Annotated in this window: 22 protein-coding genes and 5 pseudogenes; 17 read left to right on the top strand and 10 right to left on the bottom strand. The window is 72.3% G+C overall.

Translation table 11 applies throughout. The features are described from left to right. Positions 1–180 precede the first annotated feature (180 nt). Both BLV72_RS44745 and BLV72_RS44740 read right to left on the bottom strand, forming a co-directional pair. The gene (locus BLV72_RS44745; protein ID WP_093469669.1) at positions 181–978 is read right to left on the bottom strand and encodes an SDR family oxidoreductase; all 798 of its coding nucleotides are present in this window, start codon (positions 976–978) and stop codon (positions 181–183) included. A gap of 136 nt (positions 979–1,114) precedes the next feature. After that, entirely contained in the window at positions 1,115–2,122 is a 1,008-nt protein-coding gene (locus BLV72_RS44740; protein ID WP_093469668.1) for a 1-aminocyclopropane-1-carboxylate deaminase, read from the bottom strand. Positions 2,123–2,418: 296 nt separating this feature from the next. Between BLV72_RS44740 and BLV72_RS44735 the strand changes: the two genes are divergently transcribed. The 3 genes from BLV72_RS44735 to BLV72_RS44725 all read left to right on the top strand — a co-directional run bounded on the left by BLV72_RS44735 (position 2,419) and on the right by BLV72_RS44725 (position 5,440). After that, positions 2,419–3,417 carry a dihydroxyacetone kinase subunit DhaK gene (locus tag BLV72_RS44735; protein WP_093469666.1) on the top strand — a complete coding sequence of 333 codons (999 nt, stop codon included), beginning with the start codon at positions 2,419–2,421 and terminating at the stop codon, positions 3,415–3,417. Between the two features lie 65 nt (positions 3,418–3,482). Next, positions 3,483–4,184, top strand: a complete 702-nt coding sequence (locus BLV72_RS44730; protein ID WP_093469665.1) for a DAK2 domain-containing protein — start codon at positions 3,483–3,485, stop codon at positions 4,182–4,184. A gap of 170 nt (positions 4,185–4,354) precedes the next feature. Continuing rightward, positions 4,355–5,440: an acyltransferase family protein gene (locus BLV72_RS44725; protein ID WP_093469663.1), complete on the top strand. Its 1,086-nt coding sequence runs from the start codon at positions 4,355–4,357 to the stop codon at positions 5,438–5,440. Between the two features lie 55 nt (positions 5,441–5,495). On the opposite strand, the gene BLV72_RS44720 is transcribed toward BLV72_RS44725, so the two are convergent. After that, positions 5,496–6,143, bottom strand: coding sequence for a class I SAM-dependent methyltransferase (locus BLV72_RS44720; protein ID WP_208905945.1), 648 nt, complete (start codon positions 6,141–6,143; stop codon positions 5,496–5,498). 90 nt (positions 6,144–6,233) lie between these two features. On the opposite strand from BLV72_RS44720, the gene BLV72_RS44715 reads away from it, so the two are divergent. Continuing rightward, entirely contained in the window at positions 6,234–6,830 is a 597-nt protein-coding gene (locus tag BLV72_RS44715; protein WP_093469662.1) for a helix-turn-helix domain-containing protein, read from the top strand. A 26-nt stretch (positions 6,831–6,856) separates the two neighbouring features. On the opposite strand, the gene BLV72_RS44710 is transcribed toward BLV72_RS44715, so the two are convergent. Next, on the bottom strand, positions 6,857–7,111 hold the full coding sequence (locus tag BLV72_RS44710) for a hypothetical protein (RefSeq protein WP_244321325.1): 255 nt from the start codon (positions 7,109–7,111) through the stop codon (positions 6,857–6,859). Positions 7,112–7,242: 131 nt separating this feature from the next. Continuing rightward, a complete protein-coding gene (locus BLV72_RS44705) occupies positions 7,243–7,758 on the bottom strand; it encodes a cupin domain-containing protein (protein ID WP_208905943.1) in 516 nt (171 codons plus the stop codon). Positions 7,759–7,853: 95 nt separating this feature from the next. Between BLV72_RS44705 and BLV72_RS44700 the strand changes: the two genes are divergently transcribed. From BLV72_RS44700 to BLV72_RS44660, 12 genes and pseudogenes are all read left to right on the top strand, one after another. Further along, on the top strand, positions 7,854–8,264 hold the full coding sequence (locus tag BLV72_RS44700) for an RrF2 family transcriptional regulator (protein WP_093469660.1): 411 nt from the start codon (positions 7,854–7,856) through the stop codon (positions 8,262–8,264). Next, complete coding sequence (locus BLV72_RS44695; RefSeq protein ID WP_093469659.1) at positions 8,261–9,196, top strand: DsbA family oxidoreductase; 936 nt, start codon at positions 8,261–8,263, stop codon at positions 9,194–9,196. Before BLV72_RS44700 ends, BLV72_RS44695 begins: the two co-directional genes overlap by 4 nt. A gap of 513 nt (positions 9,197–9,709) precedes the next feature. Further along, positions 9,710–11,152, top strand: a complete 1,443-nt coding sequence (locus tag BLV72_RS44690) for an ABC transporter substrate-binding protein (protein WP_244321324.1) — start codon at positions 9,710–9,712, stop codon at positions 11,150–11,152. Then, the gene (locus BLV72_RS44685) at positions 11,149–12,168 is read left to right on the top strand and encodes an ABC transporter permease (protein ID WP_093469657.1); all 1,020 of its coding nucleotides are present in this window, start codon (positions 11,149–11,151) and stop codon (positions 12,166–12,168) included. The genes BLV72_RS44690 and BLV72_RS44685 overlap by 4 nt, the downstream gene beginning before the upstream one ends. Continuing rightward, entirely contained in the window at positions 12,165–12,914 is a 750-nt protein-coding gene (locus BLV72_RS44680) for an ABC transporter permease (protein ID WP_244321323.1), read from the top strand. The genes BLV72_RS44685 and BLV72_RS44680 overlap by 4 nt, the downstream gene beginning before the upstream one ends. Next, positions 12,848–13,087, top strand: coding sequence for a hypothetical protein (locus tag BLV72_RS50835; protein ID WP_244321322.1), 240 nt, complete (start codon positions 12,848–12,850; stop codon positions 13,085–13,087). The genes BLV72_RS44680 and BLV72_RS50835 overlap by 67 nt, the downstream gene beginning before the upstream one ends. Further along, complete coding sequence (locus BLV72_RS44675) at positions 13,065–14,132, top strand: ABC transporter ATP-binding protein (RefSeq protein ID WP_093469656.1); 1,068 nt, start codon at positions 13,065–13,067, stop codon at positions 14,130–14,132. The genes BLV72_RS50835 and BLV72_RS44675 overlap by 23 nt, the downstream gene beginning before the upstream one ends. Further along, positions 14,129–15,181 carry an ABC transporter ATP-binding protein gene (locus BLV72_RS44670; protein ID WP_093469654.1) on the top strand — a complete coding sequence of 351 codons (1,053 nt, stop codon included), beginning with the start codon at positions 14,129–14,131 and terminating at the stop codon, positions 15,179–15,181. Before BLV72_RS44675 ends, BLV72_RS44670 begins: the two co-directional genes overlap by 4 nt. A gap of 44 nt (positions 15,182–15,225) precedes the next feature. Continuing rightward, positions 15,226–15,915 (top strand): annotated as a pseudogene (locus BLV72_RS52405) (LLM class flavin-dependent oxidoreductase); the annotation flags it as partial. Next, positions 15,810–16,181: pseudogene (locus BLV72_RS52400) on the top strand (hypothetical protein); the annotation flags it as partial. The pseudogenes BLV72_RS52405 and BLV72_RS52400, both read left to right, overlap by 106 nt. Before the next feature lie 42 nt (positions 16,182–16,223). After that, positions 16,224–16,355 carry a hypothetical protein gene (locus BLV72_RS52395; RefSeq protein ID WP_425288575.1) on the top strand — a complete coding sequence of 44 codons (132 nt, stop codon included), beginning with the start codon at positions 16,224–16,226 and terminating at the stop codon, positions 16,353–16,355. A gap of 109 nt (positions 16,356–16,464) precedes the next feature. Further along, positions 16,465–17,682 (top strand): S1 family peptidase, encoded by a 1,218-nt coding sequence (locus BLV72_RS44660; protein WP_093469653.1) that lies wholly within the window; start codon positions 16,465–16,467, stop codon positions 17,680–17,682. Positions 17,683–17,755: 73 nt separating this feature from the next. On the opposite strand, the pseudogene BLV72_RS44655 reads toward BLV72_RS44660, so the two are convergent. From BLV72_RS44655 to BLV72_RS44640, 4 genes and pseudogenes are all read right to left on the bottom strand, one after another. After that, a pseudogene (locus BLV72_RS44655) lies at positions 17,756–19,856 on the bottom strand (xanthine dehydrogenase family protein molybdopterin-binding subunit). Beyond that, a pseudogene (locus tag BLV72_RS44650) lies at positions 19,853–20,850 on the bottom strand (FAD binding domain-containing protein). The pseudogenes BLV72_RS44655 and BLV72_RS44650 overlap by 4 nt, the downstream one beginning before the upstream one ends. Further along, entirely contained in the window at positions 20,847–21,473 is a 627-nt protein-coding gene (locus BLV72_RS44645) for a 2Fe-2S iron-sulfur cluster-binding protein (protein WP_093470896.1), read from the bottom strand. The pseudogene BLV72_RS44650 and the gene BLV72_RS44645 overlap by 4 nt, the downstream one beginning before the upstream one ends. Positions 21,474–21,481: 8 nt before the next feature. After that, positions 21,482–22,572 (bottom strand): annotated as a pseudogene (locus BLV72_RS44640) (NAD(+)/NADH kinase). Between the two features lie 190 nt (positions 22,573–22,762). On the opposite strand from BLV72_RS44640, the gene BLV72_RS44635 reads away from it, so the two are divergent. Then, complete coding sequence (locus BLV72_RS44635; RefSeq protein WP_093470895.1) at positions 22,763–24,094, top strand: radical SAM protein; 1,332 nt, start codon at positions 22,763–22,765, stop codon at positions 24,092–24,094. 27 nt (positions 24,095–24,121) lie between these two features. On the opposite strand, the gene BLV72_RS44630 is transcribed toward BLV72_RS44635, so the two are convergent. After that, a complete protein-coding gene (locus tag BLV72_RS44630) occupies positions 24,122–26,131 on the bottom strand; it encodes an APC family permease (RefSeq protein WP_244321321.1) in 2,010 nt (669 codons plus the stop codon). Positions 26,132–26,160: the final 29 nt, after the last annotated feature.

Here is a 26,160-nt window from a genome sequence, read left to right as displayed (position 1 = left end):
GCCCGGGCCGTGCGTGGCGCAACGTTAAAGAGAATTTCCAACGTTGTAAATCCCTCGCGCACGCTTCCGCGAGAGCCGAGCGGAGACGGACGGGAGCCAAGCCGGGCGGAGGCCGGCACGCCCCCCCGCCCCGTTACGCCGTGGCGTAACGGGGCGGGCGGGGTGGCCGGGGCAGGCGGGTCAGTGCTCCTGGGCGGTGGGGCGCACCATGATCTCGTTGACGGCGGCATGCGCGGGCTGGACGACCATGAAGGCGATCGCGCGGGCGATGTCCTCGGGGCGCAGCCAGGACTCGCGCGCCATGCCGCGTGCGACGGTGGCCGTCCTGTTGCCGGCCGTCATCTCGGTGACGGTCATGCCCGGTTCGACCAGCCCCACCCGGACACCGCGGGCGGTCACCTCCTGGCGCATGGCCTCGCTGAAGGCGCCCACCGCGTGTTTGGTGGCCGAGTAGACGCTGTTGCCGGCCCGCGCCACCCGGCCGCCCACCGAGCTGACGTTCACCAGGTCCGCCACCCCGCGCGGGCCCTCGGACGCCGACCGCAGCAGATGCGGCAGCGCCTGCCGGGAGGTGTGCAGGACGGCCTCGATATTGAGGGCGATCATCCGCTCCCAGGCCTCGGGGTCGCTCTCCTCGACCGTGCCGGCGGCCACATACCCGGCGTTGTTCACCAGCACATCGAGCCGTCCGCACTGCTCCGCCGCGTCCTCGACGCACTGACGGGCCTGCGCCGCGCTCTGCAGATCGGCGGTGAGGACGGCGCAGGAGCGGCCCTCCTTGCGGAGGGTGGCGGCCAGGTCCTCCAGCCGTTCGGTGCGGCGGGCCACCAGCGCGAGATCGGCTCCCTCCCGGGCCAGCGCCAGGGCGGTGGCCGCTCCGATGCCGCTGGACGCGCCGGTCACCAGCGCCGCGCAGCCCGACAGCGGGCCGTCCGGGGGCGCGACACTCCCGGCCTGCCGGTCGTTCCCGGTGTTCATGTCCGTCACCCTGGCTCCCTGGTCTCGCGGGGGTGGGGAGGCCACGGGGCCGCGTGGCCCGGGCCGCGCATCGGGTACCCGGTGGAGACCCGCCCATCACCTCGCGTTCCTCCTTTCATGCCTCCTCTCGGCCCCGTCAGCGGAACGCGCCGCTGTAGGCGTTGAGCGCGGGCTGGCCGCCGAGATGGGCGTAGAGCACGTTGGAGTCCTTGGGTATCTTCCCGTCGCGGACCAGGTCAATGAGCCCGGCCATCGACTTGCCCTCGTAGACCGGGTCGAGGATCACCCCTTCGAGGCTTCCGGTGAGCCGGATCGCGTCGAGGGTGGAGTCGACCGGGACACCGTAGAGGTCCCCGGCCCAGCCCTCCAGCACGGTGATCTCCTCATCGCGCAGCTCCCGGCCGAGGCCGATCAGAGCGGCGGTCTCGCCTGCGATCTTCGCCACCTGGGCATGGGTCTCGGCCACCTTGGCGGAGGCGTCGATGCCCAGGACCCGGCGGGGGCGGTCCTGGCCCGCGAAGCCCGCGATCATGCCCGCCTGGGTGGAGCCGGTGACGCTGCACACCACGATGGTGTCGAAGAAGACGCCCAGCTCCCGCTCCTGCGCCTGGACCTCGCGGGCCCAGTTGGCGAAGCCCAGCCCGCCCAGCGGATGGTCGGAGGCCCCGGCGGGGATCGGATACGGCGTGCCGCCCGCGGCGCGGACGTCCTCCAGGGCGCGGGCCCAGCTGTCCTTGAAGCCGATGCCGAACCCGGCGTCGACCAGTCGCACCCGCGCGCCCATGATCCGGGAGAGCAGGATGTTGCCGACCTTGTCGTTGACGGAGTCGGGCCAGTCCACCCAGCTCTCCTGCACCAGGACGGCCTTCAGCCCCAGCTTCGCCGCCACCGCGGCGACCTGGCGGGTGTGGTTGGACTGCACACCGCCGATGCTCACCAGGGTGTCCGCGCCCTTCCGGAGCGCGTCGGGGACGAGGTACTCCAGCTTGCGGGTCTTGTTGCCGCCGAAGGCCAGCCCGCTGTTGCAGTCCTCGCGCTTGGCCCAGATACGCGCCCCGCCGAGACGCTCGCTCAGCCGGTCCAGGGGGTGGATGGGGCTGGGACCGAACAACAAGGGGTGGCGCTCGAAGTCATCGAGGGACATGGGTGACTCCTTATGGGTGGTGCCGGATGCCCGCATCAGTGGTGCCGGATGTCCGCCGATCCCTACCCCGCCGCTCCCCGCCGGAACACGAGCCGGAACCTCCCCGATGCCCCCCCTTCGGCACACGACCGGCGTATGCCTGTAGTCCGTTGGGGTCCCGCTGCTGTCCAGCCTGAGCACCCTGCCGCCGGGTCGCGGAGACGATCTGTTCCTGAGCCCTCATACCGCTGCTGCCGAGACGGCGCTCGACCGCCGAGTCCGCCCCGTCCGCCCCACTCGCCCAGGGAGCCGAGTTCATGCCCCAGTACTTCCGCGACTCGCCCGAGTCCCTCGTTCCCGACGCGCTCGCGGGCTTCGCCGCCGCCCATGCCGATCTCGTCGCCTACCACCCCGACCACGGATACTTCCGCACCCGCCATTGCGCACCCACCCGCCGCGTCGGGCTGGTCGCGGGAGGCGGTTCCGGCCATGAGCCCCTGCACTCCGGCTTCCTCGGGACCGGGATGCTGGACGCCTCCTGCCCCGGGCGGATCTTCGCCTCGCCCCACAACCGGCAGATCTTCGAGGCCAGCCGGGCCGTCGCCCGGCCCGATGGTGTGCTGCACATCGTCAAGAACTACACCGGTGACCGCATCAACTTCAGCATCGCCGCCGAGCGCCTCGCCCATGAGGGCATCCGCTGCGCACGTGTCCTCATCGACGACGACATCGCCAGCGACTCCGACGACATCGCGGTCGGCCGGCGCGGCACCGGCGCCACCCTGATCATCGAGAAGATCCTCGGCGCCGCCGCCGACGAGGGGCGCGGTCTGGAGGACCTGGTCGCCCTCGGCACCGATGTGACCCGGCGGGCCCGCAGCCTCGCCGTCGCCTCGGCCGCCCACAACACGCCCGCCTCCGGGGCACCGGCCTTCGCCCTTCCCGACAACATCCTGGAGTTCGGGGTCGGCATCCACGGCGAGCGGGCCGAGGGGACCACCCCGCACGCACCGCTCGGCAAGCTGGTCGAGACCATGACGGACCAACTGCTGGCCGCGCTGCCCGACACCGCGGGGACACGGGTGCTCGCCCTGGTCAACGGGCTGGGGTCGATCACCTCGCTGGAGCTGTACGGCATCCGCCACGCCGTCGCCAAAGCCCTCGACGACCGCGGTGTCGGCCTCGACCGGTCCCTGACCGGCACCTTCGTGAGCGCCCTGGACATGCGGGGCTTCTCGTTGACCCTGTTCGCCACCGACGCCGAGGCGCTGCGGCTGTGGGACGCCCCCGCCCGCACCCCCGCCTGGCCCCTGTGACCCCGCCTCTTTGACCCCGTCCGGCCCCGTTGACCCCGCCACCGCCCCGAGGAGTTGCCCCGCTCATGTCCGATCAGCCCGGCCCGAAGGGCCTTACGCACACCGCCGTCATGGACTGGCTCACACGGTTCGCCGCCACCGTACGCTCCGTGGAACCCGAGCTCACCGCGCTCGACCAGAAGGCGGGCGACGGGGACTTCGGTGGCAATCTGGTCACCGGGATGGACGGCGTCCGCCGCGCGCTGGACGCCCTGGCGGCGGGCGCGGGGAACGGCGAGCGAAACCGGAGGGGCCCGGACGCGCCGCTCGACGCCGCCGCGCGGGTCTTCCTCGACGATGTCGGCGGCACCAGCGGTCCCCTGTTCGGGCTGCTCTTCCAGGAGCTCGCCGACGCGCTGGGGATGGCCGCCGCCCCGCCCGGGACCGCCGCGCTGGCCCTGGGCACCGCCGCGGGGGCGGCCGCGATCCAGCGGGTCGGCGAGGCCGAAGTGGGCGACAAGACGATGGTGGACGCCCTCGTGCCCGCCGCCCGGGCCCTCGCCTCCTGTGAACCCACCGCCGACCCCGCGTACGCGCTCCATGTGGCCGCGGTGGCGGCCCATCGGGGCGCCCGGTCCACGACCGATCTGCGCGCCCGGCGCGGGCGTGCCAGCTATACCGGCGACCACGCCCGCGGCGTCCCGGACCCGGGCGCCCTGGCCGTCGCCCTGCTGTTCGCGTCCGCACACGCCGAGCTGACCTCGCTGAACCGGCTCCCCGTGTCCTGAGGAGAAGGCCGAGTTCATGAGCGGACCCCCGGACGTGCCGCCCGCCGGTGAACACCGCGGCCGGGCCGCACGTACTGGGATCCGAGTCCTGGACCCGCATGGGACGGGCAGAGCGGGGCAGACGATCAGGATTCGACTGTCGGCTCGATCGAAGGGGTCCGGGAGAAGCTGTGCAGCAGGAGACCTCCACCCGTGTGACCACAACACCCCCGGCAGTGCCACGACCGCGCGAGGGCGGCGCGTCGGCCGGCCGGACGCGCGACCCGTACTTCGACAATGCGAAGTACCTCACCATCGTGCTGGTGGCGTGTGGCCACGCATGGGAGCCGCTCACCTACGGCAGCCGGGCGGCCACCGCGATCTACCTGCTGGTCTACGCGTTCCACATGCCCGCGTTCGCCCTCATATCAGGCTACTTCTCGCGGAGTTTCGACATGGCGCCGGGCCGGGTGAAACGGCTGCTCACGGGTGTCGTCGTGCCGTATGTGGTCTTCGAGGTCGCGTACACGCTCTTCTACCGCTGGGCACAGGACGATCCGGGCTATCCGATCAGCCTGCTCGACCCCTGGTATGTGATGTGGTTCCTGGCCGCGCTGTTCATCTGGCGGATCACCACCCCGCTGTGGCTCGCGCTGCGCCATCCGGTGCCGGTCGCGCTGGCGGTGGCGGCACTGGCCTCCATTTCTCCCGAGGCCGGTGGGGATCTCGGCCTGCAGCGGGTGCTGGCGTTCCTCCCGTTCTTCGTGGTCGGACTCACCCTGCGACCGGACCACTTCACCCGGCTGCGGACCCGGCGGGCGCGGCTGATCGCCCTTCCGGTGGCGGCCTTCGCCCTGTGCACGGCCTATGCGGTGGCGCCCTGGATGGACGCGGAGTGGTTCTACCACCGCAAGAGCGTGGCGGCGCTGGACGGCGTACCGTCCTGGGCCGGGCTGCTCACCACGCCCGCCCTCTTCGGCCTGGCGCTGGTGCTGACGGCCTGCTTCCTGGCCTGGGTGCCGGGGCGCCGGACCTGGTTCACCGCGCTCGGTTCGGGGACGCTGTACGGCTATCTGCTGCACGGCTTCATCATCAAGTCGTCCCGTTTCTGGGGCTGGTACGACCATCCGTGGCTGCACACCCCGCTCGGGGAGCTCGCCGTCACCGCGGCCGCGGTGCTCATGATCACCGTGCTGTGCACGGGACCGGTGCGACGGGTCCTGCGCACGCTGCTGGAGCCACGCATGGACTGGGCGTTCCGGCGCACCGGTTCCTGAGGGCGCACCGGTTCCTGAGGGCGGACCGGCTCCCGAGTGGACGGCGGGGCCGCCGTCAGCGGCGGCGGACCTTGAGGGTGTTGTCGGTGCGGGTGGCCGGCTGTCCGTCGGGAGCGGTCATGTTCTCCACATGCACATCGCTGACGAGGACGTCCCACTCCCCGTCCGCGAGGTCGAGCCCGGCGAGCACCTCCTCGGGCGTGGGGAAGTGGAACTCCGGACCGGGGTCCGGCGCCCAGGACGGGAATGCGGCGTGTCCGGTGATCAGCAGCACTCCGCCCGGTGCGACGACCCCCGCCGCGGTGCGCAGGATCTGGTCCCGGGGCAGTTCCAGCCGGGAGTGGAAAAAGTAGGCGCAGACGAGGTCGAAGGTGCCTTCCGGGAAGGACTCGGACAGGTCGTGCCGCTGCCACTCGATATGGTCGCCGACACCTTCCGACGCGGCGTGTCCGGCGGCGCGGTCCAACGCCACCTGTGAGACGTCGACGGCGGTGACCCGCCAGCCCTGCCGGGCGAGCCAGATCGCGTCGCCGCCCTCACCGCAGCCGAGGTCCAGCGCGCTGCCGGGGGTCAGCCCGGTGGTCTCGCGCACCAGAGCGGCATTGGGTTTGCCGCTCCAGACGCGGTCCTCGGCGCTGTAGAAGGTGTCCCAGAACTCCTCGGGCGAGGTGTCGGGCGAGATGGTGTGCGGGTCGGTGGTCATGTCAGCTGCGCTCCCTTCGTTCCTGGCAAGAGAGTGCACACGGCCGCGCCCACTTGACAAACTTCTTTGCCGGGGTAGCAAATGAAGAGTATGGCTGACGAAGACCTCACCGAGGTACTGACCGCCGTAGGACCCCGGCTGCGGGCGTTGCGGCGCACCCGTGGCACCACACTGGCCCAGCTCAGCGAGACGACCGGGATCTCGCTGAGCACCCTGTCGCGACTGGAGGCGGGGCAGCGCAAGCCGACCCTGGAGCTGCTGCTGCCGCTGGCCAAGGCGTACGGAGTGCAGTTGGACGAGCTGGTGGGGGCGCCGGCCACCGGGGATCCCCGGGTCCATCCGCGGCCGTTCACCCGGCACGGCCAGACGTTCGTTCCGCTGACCCGCTATCTGGGCGGGCTGCACGCCTACAAGCAGATCATGCCGCCCCGGCCGCCGGGCGGGCGCGACGAACCGCTGGAGCAGCGGGTGCACGAGGGCTATGAGTGGCTCTATGTGCTCTCGGGGCGGCTACGGCTGGCGCTGGGCGAGCACGATCTGGTGCTCACGTCCGGTGAGGCCGCCGAATTCGACACCCGTACGCCCCATGGCTTCGCCAACGCCGGGGACCAGCCCGTGGAGTTCCTCTCCCTGTTCGGCGCGCAGGGCGAGCGCATCCATGTCCGCGCCCGCCCTGCCGGTACCTGACCCGCCCCGTCTCACGCCGGGGGCGCTCACCCCGAGGGCTCGTCCGGGACGGGCCGCTCGGGGTGCACGCTTCCGGTCTGCGGCTTCCCCTGCCGTCCCGTGCCGGACTCATCCGTCTCGGGGACGTCGTCCCCGAGATCCGGCTCCTGGCCGGCGCCCGCCACATCCAGGTGGTCGGGGCCGTCCTGCGCCTGCTGGTCGGGGAGGTCCCTGGGGATCCCGCCCCGGTCCTCGCGCTCCTCGCGCTCCTCGCGTTCCTCCGGTCGCCGGTCGTCGCTCACGATGCCGCTCCTTTCGTCGATGCGTCGATGGAGGGGGCACAGCAGGGGCGATTACCCGCGAGCGTCCGCGGAATGCACGGTCAGCGCCGATTGGACACGGTCACCTGTACGCCACGTGTCCGCGCGGGCGGCTACTCCCCCGGCTCCAGCACATACAGCTCCGGCAGGTTGACCACGATGGCCTCCTGGGTGCTGCGGGCGATGACCACCACCGCCTCGTCGTCGGGGTCCGGGTTCTCCTCCCGGTGCGGCACAAACGGCGGAACGAAGATGTAGTCACCCGGGCGGGTGCGCAGCCGGACCTCCTCGACCCGTCCGTCCCGCTCCTGCGCGAAGACGAACTCGGGGTGGCCCCGCACCACGAAGATGGCCGTCTCGGACTCGCCGTGGTGGTGGTTGGCGGAGGCGGTGTCCGGCGCCACATGGGTCTGGCCCATCCAGAGCCGCTCGGACCCCACCGACTGACCGCTGATCGCGGCGAACCGCCGCATCCCCTCGGTCTGGGCGGTGCCGGGGTCGACGTCCTCGGTGCGGATGTGGTGCAGCCGCATCCGCAACGGACTGTCGGGGGCGGTGGCCTTCCGATCCCTCAGATGCGGATGGAACGCGTCGTGCTGCTGCGCGGGGTCGCCGCCGGGCGTCGTCATGACACCGACCGTAGAAAGCCCGGTAATGGATGTCAACAGGTGTCCTTTCTCCCACCAGGCACAACACCATGAAATCCACGTTGCATAATGGCCGTATGCAGATCTCGGCGAAGGCGGACTACGCGGTCCGGGCGCTGGCGGAGCTGGCCGCGGACGCGGGCAGGCCACTGACCTGTGAGGCGATAGCCACCTCCCAGGACATCCCCTTCCGGTTCCTCAAGGGGGTTTTCCGGGATCTGCGCCAGGCCGGTCTGGTGCGCAGTCAGCGTGGCTGCGAGGGTGGCTACTGGCTGGCCCGCGACCCCGCCGAGGTGACCCTCGCGGACATCGTGCTCGCCGTGGACGGGGCGTTCCTGACGCTGCGCGGCGAGCGGCTGGACGACCTCGGCTACCACGGCCCGGCGGCCGGACTGCCCGGGGTGTGGCGCGGGATGGAGGACCATGTGCGCCGGGTGCTGACCTCCACCGCCCTGAGCGATCTGGTCCGCGAGCGGCTGGCGGCATGACACCCGCGAACCCGGACCGGCCCCGGAGCACCGGCGCGGACGGCGGCGGGGCCGTCGAGATCGTGGAGTACACCGATCCGGCCTGCCCGTGGGCGTGGGGTTCCGAGCCCGCGTTCCGCCACCTGCGGGCCCTGACCGCGGGGCGGGCCCGCTGGCGCCGGGTGTTCGGCATCCTCTTCGACGACGGCGACGATCCGGCACCGGATCCCGCGGCCGAGACCGCCTGGTACAGCCGCTATATCGCCGATATCGCCCGCCATACGCGGGCGCCCTACGCCCACAGGCTGCGATGGGTGGCGGCCACCAGCCGGCCGGCCTCGCTCGCCGCGAAGGCGGCCGAGCGGCAGGGCGCGATCGCCGCGGAGCGGGTGCTGCGGCGGCTGCGCGAGACCACGTTCGTCCTGGGCACTCCGGCCGATACGGCGGAGCGGGTGCTCCACGCCCTGGCGGGGCTCGACGGTGTAGATGTGGGGCGGCTGGGCGCGCAGATGCGCGAGCCGTCGGTGGTGGCGGCCGTCCGGCAGGACCACGCCGAGGCCCGCGACCCGATCCCGGAGGCGTATGCCTTCCACGCCCCGGGGCCGCATGGCACGGGCGTGAAGGAAATCGACGACGGGGTGCGCTACGCGCTGCCCACGCTGGTGTTCTCCGGACCCGGCGGGCGCGTGGCCGCCCCGGGGTGGCGGAGCATGGCCGAGTACACGGCCGCGCTGCGCACGGTGGCTCCCGGCCATCTCTGGCAGGCGGCCCTCATCGGCCCCGAGGAGGCCCTGGCGGAGCACCGCAGCCTGACCGGGCCCGATCTGTCACTGCTGACCGGCCGGACCACTCCCCCACCCGCGGCCGTACGGCTGGAGACGGCAGGCGGGCCGCTGTGGCTGCATCCGGACCAGGCCGCCACCCATCCGGTGCTCGCCGCCCGTCAGGGCTGAAAATCCCCAGGTCGTAGCCGTCTTACCCGATGAGACACCTAAAGGTGTCCATTGACTTCGCCGGCCCTCGCCCCGCACCATGGGCACATGCTGACGACGCACCCCGGTGTGGTGTGCCGATACGTGGACTTCCGGCGCACCGCCAGCGCCATCTGTCGCTGATCGCCCCCTTTCGCTGACGCGATCCGCCGACGCGATCTGCCACGTCCCGAGCGCCTCGTGCCGCTCGTTCCCCTCGCTTTCCTCCCCGGGCCCCACCGCCCCCGGCCTTCATGACCGCTGCCCGTCCGTGTGTCCTCGCTGTCGTGTGCGGACGTGTACGGCCGTGTGCTCATCGCCGTCCGGGGGCAGTTGACACCACGAAAGGCGACGTCCCGTCATGACTTCCGCCGCCCCGCCCCTTCCCGTCCGCCGTCCGCCCGATCCGCCACCGCGCCCCGCCCCGGACCGGCGCTCCGTGCTGGGGCTCGCTCTGGGGCGGGTGGCTCCCTGCTGCTGTCCGCCTGTGGCGGGGTGGCGACGACCGGGGCGGGCGGCGGGGGCGAGACCCTGCGCTGGGGCTGGGATCTGCCCTCCAGTTGGGACCCGGTGTTCTCCTCCAAGGGCTGGGACGTCCATCTGCTGTCGCTCGTCTACTCCGGGCTGACCCAACTCGACGCCAAGGGCGGCGCCCAGCCCGCCCTCGCCTCCTCCTGGCGCTACTCCCACGACGGGCGGCGCCTCACCTTCACCCTCCGCCGTGGCCTGCGGTTCGCCGACGGGACCCCGGTGAATGCCGAGGCCGTCAAGAAGAGCCTCGAGCGGGGCAAGAACCACCCCAAGTCCCTGATCGCCTCCCAACTGACCAGCATCGACACGGTACGGGCCCCCGACGCGCACACCGTGGTCCTCGAACTCACCGAGGCCGACTACCAGTTGCCCGCACTCCTGGCCGGGAAGACCGGCATGGTGGTCAGCCCCACCGCGTTCGGGAAGGACGAGGCGCGGCTGGCCACCAAACCGGTCGGCCACGGCCCGTTCCAGCTGGTGTCCTACACCCAGAACTCGATGGCGAGCCTGCGCCGCGACCCCGGCTACTGGAACGCCGGACACATCGCCGTCGAGCGCTTCGAGGCGTATCCGAAGCCCGATGAGACCACGGCGCTCGCCGCGCTGCAGTCCGGGCGGCTCAATGTGGCTCAGATCCCGTTCAGCCAGGTCGAGGCGGCACGCGAGGCCGGTTTCACGGTGCAGCTCATCCCGTCGATGGTGGTGCGCGTCCTGGATGTGAACACCGCCATGAAGCCCTTCGACGACCCCGCCGTCCTCAGGGCCCTGAAGTACGCCGTGGACCGCCAAGCCCTGCTGGACAGCGAGCAGTTCGGCCATGGCGAGGTGGACCACCAGCCCTTCCCGCCCGGCTATACGGGCTTCGACCCGGCGATCGGCGCGGTGTACCGGCACGACCCGGGGCGGGCGCGCGCACTGCTGCGGGAGGCCGGATACCACGACGGTGTCGAGGTGACCATCACCACCGCCCAGCCGCAGGGCGCGCCCGAGCAGTTGCAGGCGCAGCTCAACCGGGCCGGTTTCCGGGCCCGGATCGAGGTCATCCCGGAGGCGCGGGCGTCCCAGGTGGTGTACGTCCAGCACTCCCGCGCGCTGTACCTCGACCAGTTCGCCGGGCGGGAGTCGCCGGTGCAGGCCATGCAGGTGCTCTTCGGCGCGGAGGGCCTGATGAACCCCTCCCGCCGTACGACGCCCGAACTGGACGCGGCGGTGGCCGCGGTGCGCCGCACCCCGCTGGAGTCGCCGCGCTATCCGCAGGTGCTGCGGGCGGCCACCGCGGTGGCGGTGCGCACGATGCCGAATGTGTTCCTCTACACGGTGCCGCGCGCCCTCGCCCGTACGTCCTCCGTCTCCGCCATCCCCTCGCTCCCGGTGGTGCAGCGGTTCGAGGGGGTGACGGCCGGATGACCGCGCTCGCTCCGCACCTCGCGGGCACGCGGCGGAAGCCCGTACGGGCGGCCCGACTCCCGCGCTCGCTCGGCCGCGTCCTCGCCACGGCGGGCACGGTCTTCCTGCTGTCCTCCGCGCTGACCTTCGGTCTCGGCGCGCTCTCCGGGGCCAATCCGGCGGCGGCGGTGCTCGGCGAGACGGCGACCCCCGCCGACATCGCCCGGATGAACCACCAGTTCGGCCTCGACCGGCCGCTGTGGGAGCAGTACGTGTCCTGGCTGGGACATGCCTTCACCGGGGACCTGGGCCGCTCGTGGTTCACCACGGTCCCGGTGGCCGACAGCATCCGCCAGGCGATGCCGGTGGATCTGTCGATCGCCGGGCTCGCGCTGCTGATGGCCGTGGTGCTGGGCGGAGCCGCCGGTGTCGCCGCCGCGCTCCGGGCCGGCGGACGGCTGGACCGCACCGTCACCGCGCTGTGCGCGCTGCTCGGCACCCTGCCCGGTTTCGTCGTGGCCATCGCGCTGGTCACGGTGTTCTCGCTGAAGCTGGGGTGGCTGCCGTCCGGTGGCTATGTGCCGCTGGACATGGACCCCGCGCAGTGGCTGCGGTACACCGTGATGCCCGCGCTCGCGCTGAGCCTGGAGGCCGCCGCCGCCATCGCCCGTCAGCTCCGCACCTCGCTGGTGGGGACGTTGCGGGAGAACTATGTGACGGGCGCGGTGATGCGCGGGTTGCCCTCCCGGCGGGTGGTATTCGGCCATGCTCTGCGCAACGCCGCCGGACCGGCGCTGACCGCGCTCGGGATGAGCGTGCCGATGCTGCTCGGCGGTGCGGTGGTCACCCAGCAGATCTTCGCACTGCCCGGTCTCGCCCAGCTCACCCTGCAGTCGGCCGAGCAGCACGACATCCCGGTCATCCAGGGGACGCTGCTGGTGACCATCGCGGTGGTCCTGGTCGTCAACGTGGCCGTCAACGCGGCGCTGCTCGCGCTGAATCCGGCCGCCCGGCGCCGGGAGGTGACGCGCCGATGAGGACGTTGCGACGGGCATGGGGACATCCGTCCGCCAAGGTGGCGATGCTGGTGCTGCTGGCCATCGCGCTGCTGGCGGCGTTCGGCGGCCGGCTCGCGCCGCATGAGCCGCTGGCCCAGCACCCCCGGAACATGCTGCGCGGCCCCGGCCCCGGCCATCTTCTGGGCACCGACTATCTGGGCCGCGATGTGCTCAGCCGGCTGCTGGAGGGCAGTGGCCGCTCGGTGGCGGGCGCCGTGGAGGCGGTGGCCGCCGCGATGGCGGTGGGGGTGCCGACCGGGCTGGCCTCGCTGTGGATGGGGCGGGTGGGCGAGTGGCTCGCACAGCGTGCCGTCGACGCGCTGATGACACTGCCGTTCACCGTGTTCGCCATCGCGGTCGTGGGCGCGCTGGGCAACGGGATGCACCAGGCCATGCTCGCCCTCGGGGTGCTCTACGCCCCGCTGTTCTTCCGGATGACCCGCGCCGCAGCGCTGAGCCTGCGGCACGCCCAGTACGTCGAGTCGGCCGAGCTGTTCGGCGCCTCGGTCGGGCGGGTGCTGCGCACCCACATCTGGAGCAAGGTCCTGCCGACGGTCATCGTCACCGCCGCCCACGCGCTGGCCACCTGTCTGCTGGTGGTCTCCTCGCTGACCTTCCTCGGGTCGGTGTGCAGCCTCCCGCCGCCACCTGGGGCGGCATGCTCGCCACCGATCTGGGCTTCCTCACCCAGCAGATCTGGGCACCGGTGTTCCCCGCCGCGCTGATCGTCATCACCGCCGGCGCGCTCAACCTGCTGGCCGATGCCGTACGCGACGCCGGGGCGGACGAGTTGCTGCCCGGCGGCGCACCGGATCCGGCCACCGGCTCCCCGGGCGCCACCGCCGACACCCCCGACACCACCAAGGAGCAGGCCGATGCCGCACTCCCCGTCGCCTGACCCCGCCACGCCCGGCGGCCCCGGCGCCCTGGGCGGGCGGCCCGCCGCGCTGACGGTCGAGGGGCTCGGCGTCACCGTCGCCTCCGGACGGCTGACGGCCGTACGCGATGTGTCGTTCACCGTGGGCCGCGGTGAGGCCGTCGGCCTGGTCGGCGAGTCCGGCAGCGGAAAGACCCTCATCTGCCGGTCGGTGCTCGGACTGCTGCCGCCGGGCTGCGCGGTGTCCGAGGGCGAGATCGCCCTGTCGGGCAAGGCGCTGACCGGGCTCTCGCGCCGGGAGTGGGACCGTGTACGGGGCACCCGGGTGGGCGCCGTCTTCCAGGACCCCGCCTCGTATCTCAACCCCGCGCTGACCGTGGGGCGTCAGCTGACCGAGGTGCTGCGGGTGAAGCTCGGGCTGGACCGTGCGCGGGCCGCTGAGCGGGCCGTCGAGCTGTTCGCCGCCGTCGGGTTGCACGACCCCGCCGAGGTCGCCCGGCGCCATCCGCACGAGCTGTCCGGCGGGATGCTGCAGCGTGTGCTGATCGCCGTCGCGGTGGCCTGCGCACCGGATCTGCTGGTGGCCGACGAGGCGACCACCGCGCTGGATGTGGTGGTCCAGGCCGAGGTCCTGGAGCTGCTGGCCCGGATGCGCGCCGAGCAGGATCTGGCGCTGCTGCTGGTCAGCCACGATCTGGCGGTGATCGCCGAGGTGTGCGACCGGATCCTGGTGGCGTACGCCGGGGAGCTGGTCGAGGACGGCCCGGCCGAGCGGGTGCTGGGCGATCCCCTGCATCCGTACACCGAGGCGCTGTTGCGCGTGGCCACGGTAGGCGACTGGGAGCGGCGGGAGCTGGAGGTGATCCCCGGCGCGCCGCCCGAGGTGGGCGCGCGGCTGCCGGGCTGCCGGTTCGCCGACCGCTGCGCGTTCGCCGCGCCCGAGTGCCGCAGCGGTCCGGTGCCACTGCGGGAGACGGCCGACGGGCGGCGGGTGCGGTGTGTCCGCGCCGAGGAGATCGAGCGGTCGCGGGCCGGTGCGCTCGGCACCCGGGAGGTGGCGGTATGAGCGGGCTGCTGGAGATCTCCGGCCTGACCGTGGCCTTCGGCCGGCGGGACGCGCGGCCGGTGCTGGACGGAGTGGAGCTGTCCGTGGGCGAGGGCGAGATCGTCGGGGTCATCGGGGAGACCGGCTCCGGCAAGACCACGCTGGCCCGTACGGCCGTGGGCCTGGTTACTCCGCGCTCGGGACGGGTGGTCTTCGACGGGCGCGAGATCTCCGGGCTGCGGGGGCGCGCGCTGCGGGCGTTCCGCCGTTCGGGACGGCTGAGTTACGCGTTCCAGGATCCGCTGCGGGCCCTGGACCCGGAGCTGACGGTCCGGCGGGCGGTGGCCGAGCCGCTCGCCGTCGCGGGTGATCTCGGTGACACGGAGATCGCCGCACGGGTGGACGAGGCGCTGGAGACGGTGGGTCTGGACGCCGCACGCCTCGGCGACCGGCTGCCGGGCGCGATCTCCGGCGGTCAGCGCCAGCGGGTGCTGCTCGCGCGGGCGATCGTCACCCGGCCCCGGCTACTGATCGCCGATGAGCCGGTGAGCGCCTTGGACGCCTCCAACCGCAACCGGGTGCTGCGGCTGCTGGACGGGCTGCGCACCGAGCGCGGGATGGCCGTCGTCGTCATCTCGCACGACCTCAGCTCGCTGGCGGGCATCGCCGACCGGGTGGCGGTGCTCTACCGCGGCCGGGTGGTGGAACAGGGGCCCGTACACGAGGTGTTCGGCCGACCGCTGCATCCGTACACCGCGCTGCTCATCGCCTCCGCGCCGAGCGTACGGGCCCAGGACGGACCGGACGCGGCGGCGCTGCGCCCGTCGGCCGAACCGCCCGCCTGGACGGCGCGGGAGGGCTGTGTCTTCGGCCACCGCTGCCCGTTCGTCATCGGCTCCTGCCGCACCGCGCCCGCGCCGGCCCCGGTGGGCCAGGGGCGCACCGCCGCCTGCCACCGGGTGCCCCAGTGGCGTGAGCTGGTGGCCGGGGCGACTCCCCCGGTCACCGCACCAGGGCCGCCGCAGCTGGTGGCGGCCGCCGGAGAAACAGACAAGGAAGCCGGGCGGTGACCATCCCCCCGGCCACCTTCCCGCCCCTCGGAGAAAGGCTGACGATGTCCGTCGAGTTCATCGGAATGATCGGCACCCATGAGGTGTCCGAGGTCCACCCGGCCCGTGGCCCCGTCGTGGACGCCGAGTACACCCTGCGGTTCGCCCGCGCCCATGAGGACGCGGGCTTCGACCGGGTGCTGATCGGCTATGGCTCCGCCACCCCGGACGGCGCCCAGGTGGCCGCGTATGTCGCCGCGCGCACCGAGCGGCTCGGGCTGCTGGTGGCCCATCGGCCCGGCTTCGTGGCTCCCACCCTGGCCGCCCGTACGTTCGCCACCCTCGACCAGTTCTCCGGCGGGCGGGTGGCCGTGCACATCATCAGCGGCGGGCGGGATGCCGAGCAGCGGCGGGACGGCGACTATCTGGGCAAGGACGACCGTTACGCCCGCACGGATGAGTATCTGGAGATCCTGAAGCGGGCGTGGACGGATGAGGAGCCGTTCGGACACGACGGCCGCTTCTACCGCTTCGAGGACTTCCACGCCGAGGTCCGCCCCCATCAGCGGCCCCGCATTCCCCTGTACTTCGGGGGCTCCTCCGAGGCGGCGTACGCCGTGGGCGGCAGGCACGCGGACACCTTCGCGCTGTGGGGCGAGCCGCTGGCGGAGACGGCGGAGCAGATCGCCTCCGTGCACCGGGCCGCCAAGGCCGCGGGCCGGACCGAGCCGCCCGGTATCAGCGTGTCCTTCCGGCCCATCCTCGGCGCGACCGAGGAGCAGGCGTGGGAGCGGGCGCACCGGATCCTCGACACCATCAGGGCCCATGGCCCGGCGGGCTCCTTCACCTCCTCGCGGTGGGGCCGCGAGGCGCTCGGCTCACCCACGACCGGGGCACGGAGCCGCAGAACGTCGGCTCCCAGCGGCTGCTGGCCGCCGCCGCCCGGGGTGAGCTCCACGACCGGGCGCTGTGGACGGCGACCGCGGCCGCCACCGGGGCCGCCGGGAACTCCACGGCGCTGGTCGGCACCCCGGAGACGGTCGCGAAGGCACTGCTGGACTATGTGGACATCGGCGTCACGACCCTGCTGATCCGTGGTTACGACCCGCTGGACGACGCCGTCGGCTACGGCCGTGAGCTGCTGCCGCTGGTCCGCCAGGAGCTGGCCCACCGGGCCGGTGGGGGCGCCGCGTAAAGATCTCCTCAATCTCTCTGAACGCAACTCGTGCGCCGCCCGTATCCACTGCCGGGTCGTGCTCGTCGCGGACGAGCGGATCCCGTAACCCCCCAACAGGAGGTCATGAGTGAGCCATAAACGCGTACCCAAGCGAAAGATCGTGTTCGCGGGGGCCGGGGCCGCCGCCGTCGCGGCGGCCGCGATATTGCTGCCCAACGCCAACGCCTCACAGGACGACAAGACCGAGGCCGCCCAGCCCAAGAAGGTGGACGCCGCCTCGGCGGCGGACATCGCGGCCCAGCTCGCGTCACAGCTGGGCGAGGCGTTCGGCGGGGCCTACTACGACAAGGACAAACAGCAGGTCATCGTCAATGTCGTCGGCGACAACAACAATGTGAATGTCGAGGTCAAGAGCGCCGGCGCGGTGGCCAGAAGCGTCGAGAACAGCACCAAGGCGCTGCAGAGCGCCGCGAAGACGCTCAAGACCAAGGCCACCATCCCGGGCACCGCCTGGTCGGTGGACCCCAAGACCAATGAGCTGCGGGTCACCGCGGACTCCACCGTCACCGGGGCGAAGTGGGACACCCTCGAGTCCACCGTGAAGTCCCTGGGCGACGGCATGGCCACCCTCAAGAAGTCCACGGGCGAGTTCAAGCCCTTCGTCGCGGGCGGCGACGCCATCTTCGGCGGCGGCGCGCGCTGCTCGCTCGGCTTCAACGTCACCACGGACAGCGGCGCCCCGGCGTTCCTCACCGCCGGCCACTGCGGCGTCGCCGCCGAGCAGTGGTCGGACTCCCAGAACGGCGCGCCGATCGGCACCGTGCAGGACGCCACCTTCCCCGGTGACGGCGACTTCGCGCTGGTCACCTACGACGACGCCAACGCCGAGGCCCCGTCCACGGTGAACACCGGCGACCAGAACGTGGACATCGTCGGGGCCGCCGAGGCCGCGGTGGGCCAGCAGGTGCAGCGCATGGGCAGCACCACCGGGCTCAACGACGGCTCGGTCACCGGTCTGGACGCGACGGTCAACTACCCCGAGGGCACGGTCAGCGGGCTCATCCAGACCGATGTCTGCGCGGAGCCCGGCGACAGCGGCGGCCCGCTGTTCAGCGCGGACGGCAACGCCATCGGCCTGACCTCCGGCGGCAGCGGCGACTGCACCTCCGGCGGTGAGACCTTCTTCCAGCCGGTGACGACCGCGCTGGAGGCGGTCGGTGCGCAGATCGGGGACGGCGGCGCGGCCGGAGGCGGTGGCGCGGCGGACGGCGGCGCCGATGACGGCGGGGCGGCCGGAGACGGCGCGGGCGCGGACGGCGCCGGTGGGGCTGCCGAGAACGGCTGACCCCACGCGACCCGGGGTGTCCCGCGCCGTCACCGCGGGACACCCCGGGAGCCGCGACGGGCCGGGCGGCCGCTCAGTGGGCGGACATCCCCGCGCGCACCCGCTCCAGCGTGATCGGCAGATCGCGGACCCGCACCCCCGTGGCGTGGTACACCGCGTTGGCGACAGCCGCCGCGGTGCCGACAATGCCCAGCTCCCCGACGCCCTTGCTGCCCATCGGGTTGAGCTCGTCGTCGTCCTCGTCGAGCCAGTGCGCCTGGACATCGCGCACATCGGCGTGGGCCGCGATGTGATACGTGGCGAGGTCGTGGTTGGCGAAGTCACCGAACCGCGGGTCCGTCTCCAGGTTTTCGTACAGCGCCATCGACAGACCCATGGACATGCCGCCGCGCAGCTGCGAGCCCGCCGTCCGGGGGTTGATGATGCGTCCGGCGGCGAACATCCCCAGCAGCCGGTCGACCCGCACCTGACCGGTGACGGCGTCCACCCGCACCTCCGCGAACTGGGCGCCGTATGCGTGGCGCGAGAACTCCCGGCGCGCCTCGACGTCCTCGGCGGTGTCCGCCCGTTCCTCCAGCCCGCCGGGCGGGATCGCGCCGGAGACCTCGTCGAGTCGCTTGGCCAGCGCCCGGCACGCCTTGGATACCGCCCATCCCCAAGAGCTCAGGCCCATCGAGCCGCCCGCCCACGGTGCCTGGCCGTAGGCGCTGCGGCCGATGTCGAGGGTGACCCGGTCGATCTCCACACCGAGTTCGTCCGCCGCCACCTGGGTCAGCGCGGTACGGGCCCCGGTGCCGATGTCGGCCGCGGCGATCCGTACGCTGAAACCTCCGCCGGGCTCGGCGCGGGCGGTCGCGGTGGAGGGCCAGGTGAGGGCGGGGTAGTTGCCCGCCGCCACTCCGGTGCCGACCAGCCAGCGCCCCTCCCGGCGGCGCCCCGGCGCGGGGTCGCGGCCCGCCCAGCCGAAGCGCGCCGCGCCCTCCCGCAGACATGCCACCAGGTTGCGGCTGCTGAAGGGGCGGCCGGTCTCCGGTTCCACGGACGGCTCGTTGGCCACCCGCAGGTCGATGGGGTCGATGCCCAGTTCCACGGCCAGTTCGTCCATCGCGCTCTCCAGCGCGAACATCCCGGGTGCCTCACCGGGGGCCCGCATCCACGAAGGCGTCGGCACATCCAGCTGCGCCAGCCGATGGGTGGTCCGGCGGTGGCGCGCGGCGTACATGACGCGGGTGGGGGTGACCGTCTGCTCGCAGTACGGGCTGAGTGTGGAGCTCTGCTGCAGCGCGTCGTGCCAGATGGCGGTGAGCCGGCCGTCCCGTTCGGCGCCGAGCCGGATGCGCTGCAGGGTGGGTGTGCGGTACGAGACCATGGTGAACATCTGCTGCCGGGTGGCCGCCACCTTGACCGGGCGGCCCACGGCGCGGGCGGCCAGCGCGGCGAGCACCGTGGGCGGGCGGGGAATCGCCTTGGAGCCGAAGCCGCCGCCGGTGTGGTCGGCGACGATCCGGACGGCGCCCTCGGCAGGCCGAACAGCTCGGCCACCCGGGTGGCCGTCATCCAGGGGCCCTGGTCGCCGTTGTAGAGGGTGAGCGAGTCCCCGTCCCAGACCGCGATGGTGGCATGCGGTTCCATCGTGGTGGTGTGCTCCGGGGGCGTGGTGTACGTGACGTCGAGGACGACCGGCGCCGCGGCGAGGGCGGCCTCCACGTCGCCGGTCTCGGTCTGGCCCGGGTAGCCGCCGTTGACCGTGTCGGGGACGAAGATGCGCGGGTCGCCGTCCTTCAGCTCGGCGTCGTGGTCGTCCACGTCGTACTCGACCCGCAGGGCCGCCGCGGCCTGACGGGCCGTCTCGAACGTGTCCGCCACGACGGCCGCCACGATCTGTCCCCGATAGGCGATCTCGGGGACTGCAGCACGGCGAGTTCGGGGGCGTCGGTCGGGCGCAGCCGGAAGACATTGTGGCTGTCGAGCACGGCGATCACCCCGGGCAGGGCCAGCGCCGCCGCGGCGTCGACGGCGCGCACCCTGCCGCGCGGGATGGTGGACTGCACCGCCCACGCGTACAGGGCGTCCGGCACCGGATACTCATAGGCGTAGAGCGCGGTGCCGGTGACCTTCTCGCGTCCTTCGACACGGGTCACCTCCGCGCCCACGGTCCGCTGGAGCGTGGTCATCGACGCTGCCCTCCCACGAGGTCGCGCACGGCCGAGGTGATGACATCCACGGCGAGGTCGATCTTGAACGCGTTCTGCGGCAGCGGGCGCGCCGAGGCGAACTCGGCCCGTGCCGCCTCCCGCAGGGTCTCCTCGGTCGGCTGCCGGCCGAGGAGCAGCCGCTCGGTCTCGCGGGCCCGCCAGGGACGGGTGCCCACGCCGCCGAGCGCCAGCCGGATCTCCCGCAGTGTGCCGTCGGCGTCCGTGGCGGCCACGGCGGCCACCGACACCACCGCGAACGCGTAGGACCAGCGGTCGCGGACCTTGCGGTAGGACATGGCGGCGCCCTCGGGGGCGGTGGCAGCTCGACACCGGTGATCAGATCACCCGGTTGCAGCACCGTCTCGCGGTCCGGTGTGTCACCGGGCAGCAGATAGAAGTCGTTCAGCGGTACCGCACGGGGACTGCCGTTGACCCGCCGCAGATGGACGACCGCGTCGAGCGCGGCCATCGCCACCGCCATGTCCGAGGGGTGGCTCGCCACGCAGAAGTCGGAGGTGCCGAGCACGGCCAGGTCGCGATGGAGGCCCTGGATGGCCGAACAGCCGGTTTCCGGCCGCCGCTTGTTGCAGGGTTTGGTGACGTCCTGGAAGTACACACAGCGGGTGCGCTGCAACAGATTGCCGCCGGTGGTGGCCACCGTCCGCAGCTGCCCGGAGGCCCCGGACAGCAGCGATTCGGCCAGTGCCGGGAAGCGCTCGCGCACGCCCGGGTCCCCGGCGAGCCGGCTGCCCCCGACCAGCGCCCCGATGAGCACACCGCCGTCGGGGCGGTGCTCGATGGTGTCGTACGGGAGCTGGGTGATGTCGACGAGCATGGCGGGCTCGGTCACCCCGAGCTTCATCAGGTCCACCAGGTTGGTGCCCCCGGCCAGGTACACCGTCTCGGTGGAGTCGGCCACCAGCGTGGCGGCGGCCTGGGGGTCGGTGGCGCGCTCGTAGGCGAACGGCTTCATCGCGCCCCTCCCGCCGCGCCGGCGCGGGCCGGGGTCCCGCCGCCGTCGGCCCCGGCGACCTCGCGGATGGCGGCCACGATGCCGGGATAGGCCCCGCAGCGGCACAGGTTGCCGCTCATCCGCTCCCGGATCTCGTCGGCGTCCAGGTCGCCCGGCGCGCCGACCCCGGCCGCCATGTCCTCGGTGACATGGCTGGGCCAGCCGCGCGCGGCCTCGGTGAGCGCGCCGATCGCGGAACAGATCTGGCCCGGTGTGCAGTAGCCGCACTGGAAGCCGTCGTGTTCCAGGAACGCCCGCTGCAGCGGATGGAGTTCCTCCGGGGCGGCGAGCCCCGCCACCCCCTCGATGGTGGTGATGTCGCGGCCCTGCGCGGCCACGGCGAACACCAGGCAGCTGTTGACCCGCTCCCCGTCGATCAGGACGGTGCAGGCACCGCACTGTCCGTGGTCGCACCCCTTCTTGACCCCGGTCAGCGCCAGGTGTTCGCGCAGGGCGTCCAGCAGGGTCACCCGGTGGTCGAGGGTGAGGGGGCGGTCGGCACCGTTGACACGCAGCGTGAGGTCGCTGTGAAACGCGTGAGCTGTCACATCACTCAGCCTGGCATCAGGGTGGGCGCCCCGCATCTTCGGCGTCACTCTCCGTGTTCCGCCTCCGGGGGCAGGGGCTCCGTGGGCAGGGGATCGAAGGCCAGCCGCAGATGCGCCAGGTCCGGGGGGACCGGGGAACGGGGGTGGTAGAACGGCGGCGCCGCGTCGGCGGCCGGCGAGTCGGCCAGCCGGAAGCGGTCCCGCAGCCGGTGGTAGAACCGCGTCGGCGCGAGCCGCACCAGCCGCAGCCGATTCGGTGCCCGGTAGGCGGCCACCCAGTCGCCCGGATCCAGCACCCCGCGCAACTGCCCGTCGAGGCTGACCGCCACCCGCCCCGAGGTGGGCAGGACCCGCACGGCGACGGCCTCGTCCACCGCGGCCACCACGGTGCGGTCGAAGGCGATGTGCGGGGCGACCGGGGTGAAGACCACCGCGTCCATATGCGGGGAGACCACCGGCCCGCCGGCGGCGAAGCTGTAGGCGGTGGAACCGGTCGGGGTGGCCACGATGATCGCGTCGGCCGAGTACGAGGCGAGCAACTGCCCGGACACATACACGCCGAGCCCCGCCTGCCGGTCGCGGGCGAGCTTTTCGAAGACCACGTCGTTGACGGCGATGACATCCAGCGGAATGCCCCAGCCGACCTCCTCGGGGCCCTGGCCGGGGCGGACCTTGGGCGGGGCGGCAAGGGGCCCCGCCCGTACCGCAGCAGCGCCTCCATGCCCTCGGGCATCTCCAGCGGCCGGGACGCCCGCAGGGTGAGCAACATCCGCTCCTCGATCGTGGCACGGCCGTCGTGGACGGCGTCCAGCGCGTCCTCCACCTGATCGACGGTGATCTCGGTGAGGAAGCCGACCCGCCCCACGTTCACCCCCAGCGCCGCGGCCCCGTTCACGGCGGCGAGCCGGGCGCCGCGCAGAAAGGTGCCGTCGCCGCCGAAGGTGACGATCAGGTCGGGGTGGCCCGCGGCCGCGGCCTCCTCCTTGGCGCTGCGCCGGGGCTGGTCGCCGCGCCAGACGTCCAGTTCGTAGCAGGAGATGTCATGGGCAGCGGCCCATGCGCGGGCGGTGTGCGCCGCCGCGACAGCGGTGGGGCGGGCCTGGTGGACGACCATGCCGAGCCGATTGACAGCCATGGCCCTTCCACCGTAGATCGGCCGGCCCCGAGGTGCCCGCCGGGCCGGCACGCGGTCGTGGCGACCGGCCGGGCGTGGCGAGGGCAGGCACTCTGGAGCCGAACATCCACGCTGATCTATGGTGTTGATCGGCAGATGGCCTGCGGGGGAACCACACGGCGTCCATACGGAGCCAGGGATGGGGCAGCAGATGGCGAGCCAGAGACGAACCGAGCTGGTCGAGGGCCTGATGGCGAGCTTCCCCCAGGTGCCCAGGGAAGCCGTGATCAAGGAGGACCTGCTGCGCGGCGGCATGGCCTTCGACGAGTCCGCGCTCAGCGGCAACGAGGACGGCGACGTCAAGCCGAAGTCGTATTTCATCTTCTCGTTCGACCACCGCACCCTTCCGGAACTGGGCGCCGCGGCCCTCAACCGGCCGCCCGAGGAGGTCGTGCTCACCGGCGGACCGTACGAGCTGCGCCGCACCGTGGTGTCCGTCCGCGTCAACCCCGCGTCGCCGTATGTGGTCAGGGCCGGGGAGGACGGTGCGCTGGGCCTGTATCTGGACGGTGCGCGCATCGCCGATGTGGGGCTGCCCCCGATGCCGGACTACTACCGCCACACCCTGTCGAACGGCAAGTCGGTGATGGAGGTCGCGCCGACCATCCAGTGGGGCTATCTGGCCTATCTGACGGTCTTCCGGGTGTGCCAGTACTTCGGCGCCAAGGAGGAGTGCCAGTACTGCGACATCAACCACAACTGGCGTCAGCACAAGGCGGCGGGCCGTCCGTACACCGGGGTGAAGCCGGTCGAGGAGGTGCTGGAGGCGCTGGAGATCATCGATCGCCATGACACCGCCCGCACCTCCCAGGCGTACACCCTCACCGGCGGCGCGATCACCTCGCATATCGGCGGCCGGGACGAGGCCGACTTCTACGGCCAGTACGCGAAGGCCATCGAGGAGCGCTTCCCGGGCCGGTGGATCGGCAAGGTGGTGGCGCAGGCGCTGCCCAAGGACGACGTCCAGCGGTTCCACGACTACGGGGTGCGGATCTACCACCCCAATTTCGAGGTGTGGGACCGGCGGCTGTTCGAGCTGTACTGCCCGGGCAAGGAGCGCTATATCGGCCGCGACGAGTGGCACCGCCGGATCCTGGACTCGACCGAGGTGTTCGGCGCCCGGAATGTGATTCCCAACTTCGTGGCGGGCGTGGAGATGGCCGAGCCGTTCGGCTTCTCCTCCGTGGGCGAGGCGATCGACTCCACCGCCGAGGGGCTGCGGTTCTTCATGTCGCACGGTGTCGTGCCCCGGTTCACCACGTGGTGTCCCGAGCCGACGACACCGCTGGGCAAGGCCAATCCGCAGGGCGCCCCGCTGGAGTACCACATCCGGCTGCTGGAGACCTACCGGGCGACGCTCGAGGACTTCGGGCTGGCCTCGCCGCCCGGATACGGCCCGCCGGGGCCGGGGCGGGCGGTGTTCTCGGTGAGCTCGTTCATGGACAGCCTGCCCGCCGCGGAGCGGGAGCCGGTGGCGCCCTGACACCGACGGCCGCCGCAGGGCCCCTCGTCAGCCGACGTGGACGTGGGGGCGGCGGCCGCGGTCGGGCTCGGCCTCGCGGAGGACCTCACGGGTGACGGGGGCGACCTCTCCCTGGCCGAAGAGGAAGAAGCGCAGGAAGTGGGCCAGCGGATGGCCCTCCGTCCACTCGAAGTAGATGTGCGGGCGCTGCCCGGTGGCGTCCCGCACCCGCAGCAGCAGCGCGGCCAGCGCGTTGGGGATGGTGGCGCTCTGCAGGGTCAGCACGCGGTAGCGGCCGTGCACCACCTCCCCGCACACCTGCAGCTCGCTTTCGAACTCGGACGGGTCGGCGACGGTGACCTCGACGAAGATGATGTCGTCCTCGGGCGGGATGTCGTTGTCCGCGCGGATCTGATGTTGCTTCTCCCGGTATTCGACCAGGTCGCGGCGTTCCGGCTTATTGGCGATGAAGCGGATCCTGCGGTGGGCGGTGTCGCGCATGAACCGCTCGGCCAGGGGGTCGAACGTCACACTGGTGACCCGTAGCTCGAACGCCCTGGCGACCCGGGACAGCAGCGATACGGCCAGGATGCCCGCGATGAAGCAGGCGCCGATCTTGACGCCGTCGGGCCGTTCGATGACGTTGACCCCGGTGGTGTACAGGAAGATCACCGCGATGACGCCGAAGCCGATGGTCCAGCCGCGCTGCCGGGCGCGCCGGGCGGCGATGGTGACGGCGATGGCGGCGGAGGTGATGAGCACGAGCACACCGGTGGCGTAGGCGCCGCCCTGGGCGTCCACATCCGCCTTGAAGAGCCAGGTCACCAGGAACGCCACGGCGATGAACACCAGCACCATCGGGCGGACCGCGCGCGCCCAGTGGGGTGCCATGCCGTAGCGCGGCAGATAGCGGGGCATCAGGTTGAGGAGTCCGGCCATGGCCGAGGCGCCGGCGAACCAGAGGATGGCGATCGTGGAGGCGTCATAGACGCTGCCGAAGGCCGAGCCCAGGTACTCATGGGCGAGATAGGCCAGGGCGCGCCCATTGGCCTCGCCGCCCGGTTCGAACTCCCGCTGCGGGATCAGCAGGGTCGTGATGAAGCTGGAGGTGATGAGGAAGATGCTCATGATCACCGCGGCGGTGGTCAGCAGCTTCCTGGCGCCCTGGATACGTCCGGCGGGGCGCTCCTGGGTGTCGCCCGGCTTGCCCTCGATATGCGGCATGACGGCCACGCCCGTCTCGAACCCGGACAGGCCCAGGGCCAGCTTCGGGAAGATCACCAGCGCCACGCCGATCATCACCAGGGGACTGCCGCGCTCGGCGACCAGCGCCTGGGACCAGTCGGGGATCACATGCGGCGCGGTGCCGATATGCCACAGCCCGACCGCCACCACGACGGCGTTGAGCAGCAGATAGGCCGCGACCAGCACCACCGCGATGCCGATGGCCTCGGTGAACCCCTTGAGGAACACCGCGCCGAGCAGTCCCACCAGGATCAGGGTGACGGCCACCTCATGACCGTGCAGGGTCGAGGTGAGATGCGGATTCTCCACCAGGTGGGCGGTGGCGTCGGCGGCGGAGAGGGTGATGGTGATGAGGAAGTCGGTGGCCGCGAACCCCAGCAGGGTGAGGACGAACAGCTTGCCCTTCCAGAAGGTCAGCAGCCGCTCCAGCATCGCGATCGAGCCCTGGCCGTGCGGACTCTCCTCGGCCACCCTGCGGTACACCGGCAGCGCGCCCACCAGGGTCACCACCACCAGCACCACGGTGGCCAGCGGGGAGAGCAGCCCGGCCGCCAGGGCGGCGATACCGGGCTGGTAACCGAGGGTGGAGAAGTAGTCCAGACCGGTCAGGCACATGACCCGCCACCACGGCCGGCCGTGGTGTGCGCTTTCCGGCTCGGCGTACGGGCCGGGCTGCCGCTTGGCGATGTCGGTCAGGCCCGCCAGCAGCCATCCGCGCAACCGGTGCCGTGCCCCGCCGTCGGAGGCGCCGTCGCCAGAGGTGGAGGAGACCACGGGGTACTCCCGTCGTACAGCGAAAGGGTCCCCGGCCATCGGGTGAGACCCTCCGGTCAGCGTATGCG

The organism is Streptomyces melanosporofaciens (assembly GCF_900105695.1).
GTDB classification, from domain to species: domain Bacteria; phylum Actinomycetota; class Actinomycetes; order Streptomycetales; family Streptomycetaceae; genus Streptomyces; species Streptomyces antimycoticus.
The sequence above is the reverse complement of the archived record's forward strand: the minus strand, read 5'-3'. Positions and strand labels throughout refer to the sequence as shown.

Excerpts from the sequence above, each read along its gene's own strand:
- BLV72_RS44745 (WP_093469669.1), bottom strand. The coding sequence starts at position 978 with ATGAACACCGGGAACGACCGGCAGGCCGGGAGTGTCGCGCCCCCGGAC.
- BLV72_RS44740 (WP_093469668.1), bottom strand. The coding sequence starts at position 2,122 with ATGTCCCTCGATGACTTCGAGCGCCACCCCTTGTTGTTCGGTCCCAGC.
- BLV72_RS44735 (WP_093469666.1), top strand. The coding sequence starts at position 2,419 with ATGCCCCAGTACTTCCGCGACTCGCCCGAGTCCCTCGTTCCCGACGCG.
- BLV72_RS44730 (WP_093469665.1), top strand. The coding sequence starts at position 3,483 with ATGTCCGATCAGCCCGGCCCGAAGGGCCTTACGCACACCGCCGTCATG.
- BLV72_RS44720 (WP_208905945.1), bottom strand. The coding sequence starts at position 6,143 with ATGACCACCGACCCGCACACCATCTCGCCCGACACCTCGCCCGAGGAG.
- BLV72_RS44715 (WP_093469662.1), top strand. The coding sequence starts at position 6,234 with ATGGCTGACGAAGACCTCACCGAGGTACTGACCGCCGTAGGACCCCGG.
- BLV72_RS44705 (WP_208905943.1), bottom strand. The coding sequence starts at position 7,758 with ATGACGACGCCCGGCGGCGACCCCGCGCAGCAGCACGACGCGTTCCAT.
- BLV72_RS44700 (WP_093469660.1), top strand. The coding sequence starts at position 7,854 with ATGCAGATCTCGGCGAAGGCGGACTACGCGGTCCGGGCGCTGGCGGAG.
- BLV72_RS44695 (WP_093469659.1), top strand. The coding sequence starts at position 8,261 with ATGACACCCGCGAACCCGGACCGGCCCCGGAGCACCGGCGCGGACGGC.
- BLV72_RS44685 (WP_093469657.1), top strand. The coding sequence starts at position 11,149 with ATGACCGCGCTCGCTCCGCACCTCGCGGGCACGCGGCGGAAGCCCGTA.
- BLV72_RS44680 (WP_244321323.1), top strand. The coding sequence starts at position 12,165 with ATGAGGACGTTGCGACGGGCATGGGGACATCCGTCCGCCAAGGTGGCG.
- BLV72_RS50835 (WP_244321322.1), top strand. The coding sequence starts at position 12,848 with ATGCTCGCCACCGATCTGGGCTTCCTCACCCAGCAGATCTGGGCACCG.
- BLV72_RS44675 (WP_093469656.1), top strand. The coding sequence starts at position 13,065 with ATGCCGCACTCCCCGTCGCCTGACCCCGCCACGCCCGGCGGCCCCGGC.
- BLV72_RS44670 (WP_093469654.1), top strand. The coding sequence starts at position 14,129 with ATGAGCGGGCTGCTGGAGATCTCCGGCCTGACCGTGGCCTTCGGCCGG.
- BLV72_RS44645 (WP_093470896.1), bottom strand. The coding sequence starts at position 21,473 with ATGCGGGGCGCCCACCCTGATGCCAGGCTGAGTGATGTGACAGCTCAC.
- BLV72_RS44635 (WP_093470895.1), top strand. The coding sequence starts at position 22,763 with ATGGCGAGCCAGAGACGAACCGAGCTGGTCGAGGGCCTGATGGCGAGC.
- BLV72_RS44630 (WP_244321321.1), bottom strand. The coding sequence starts at position 26,131 with ATGGCCGGGGACCCTTTCGCTGTACGACGGGAGTACCCCGTGGTCTCC.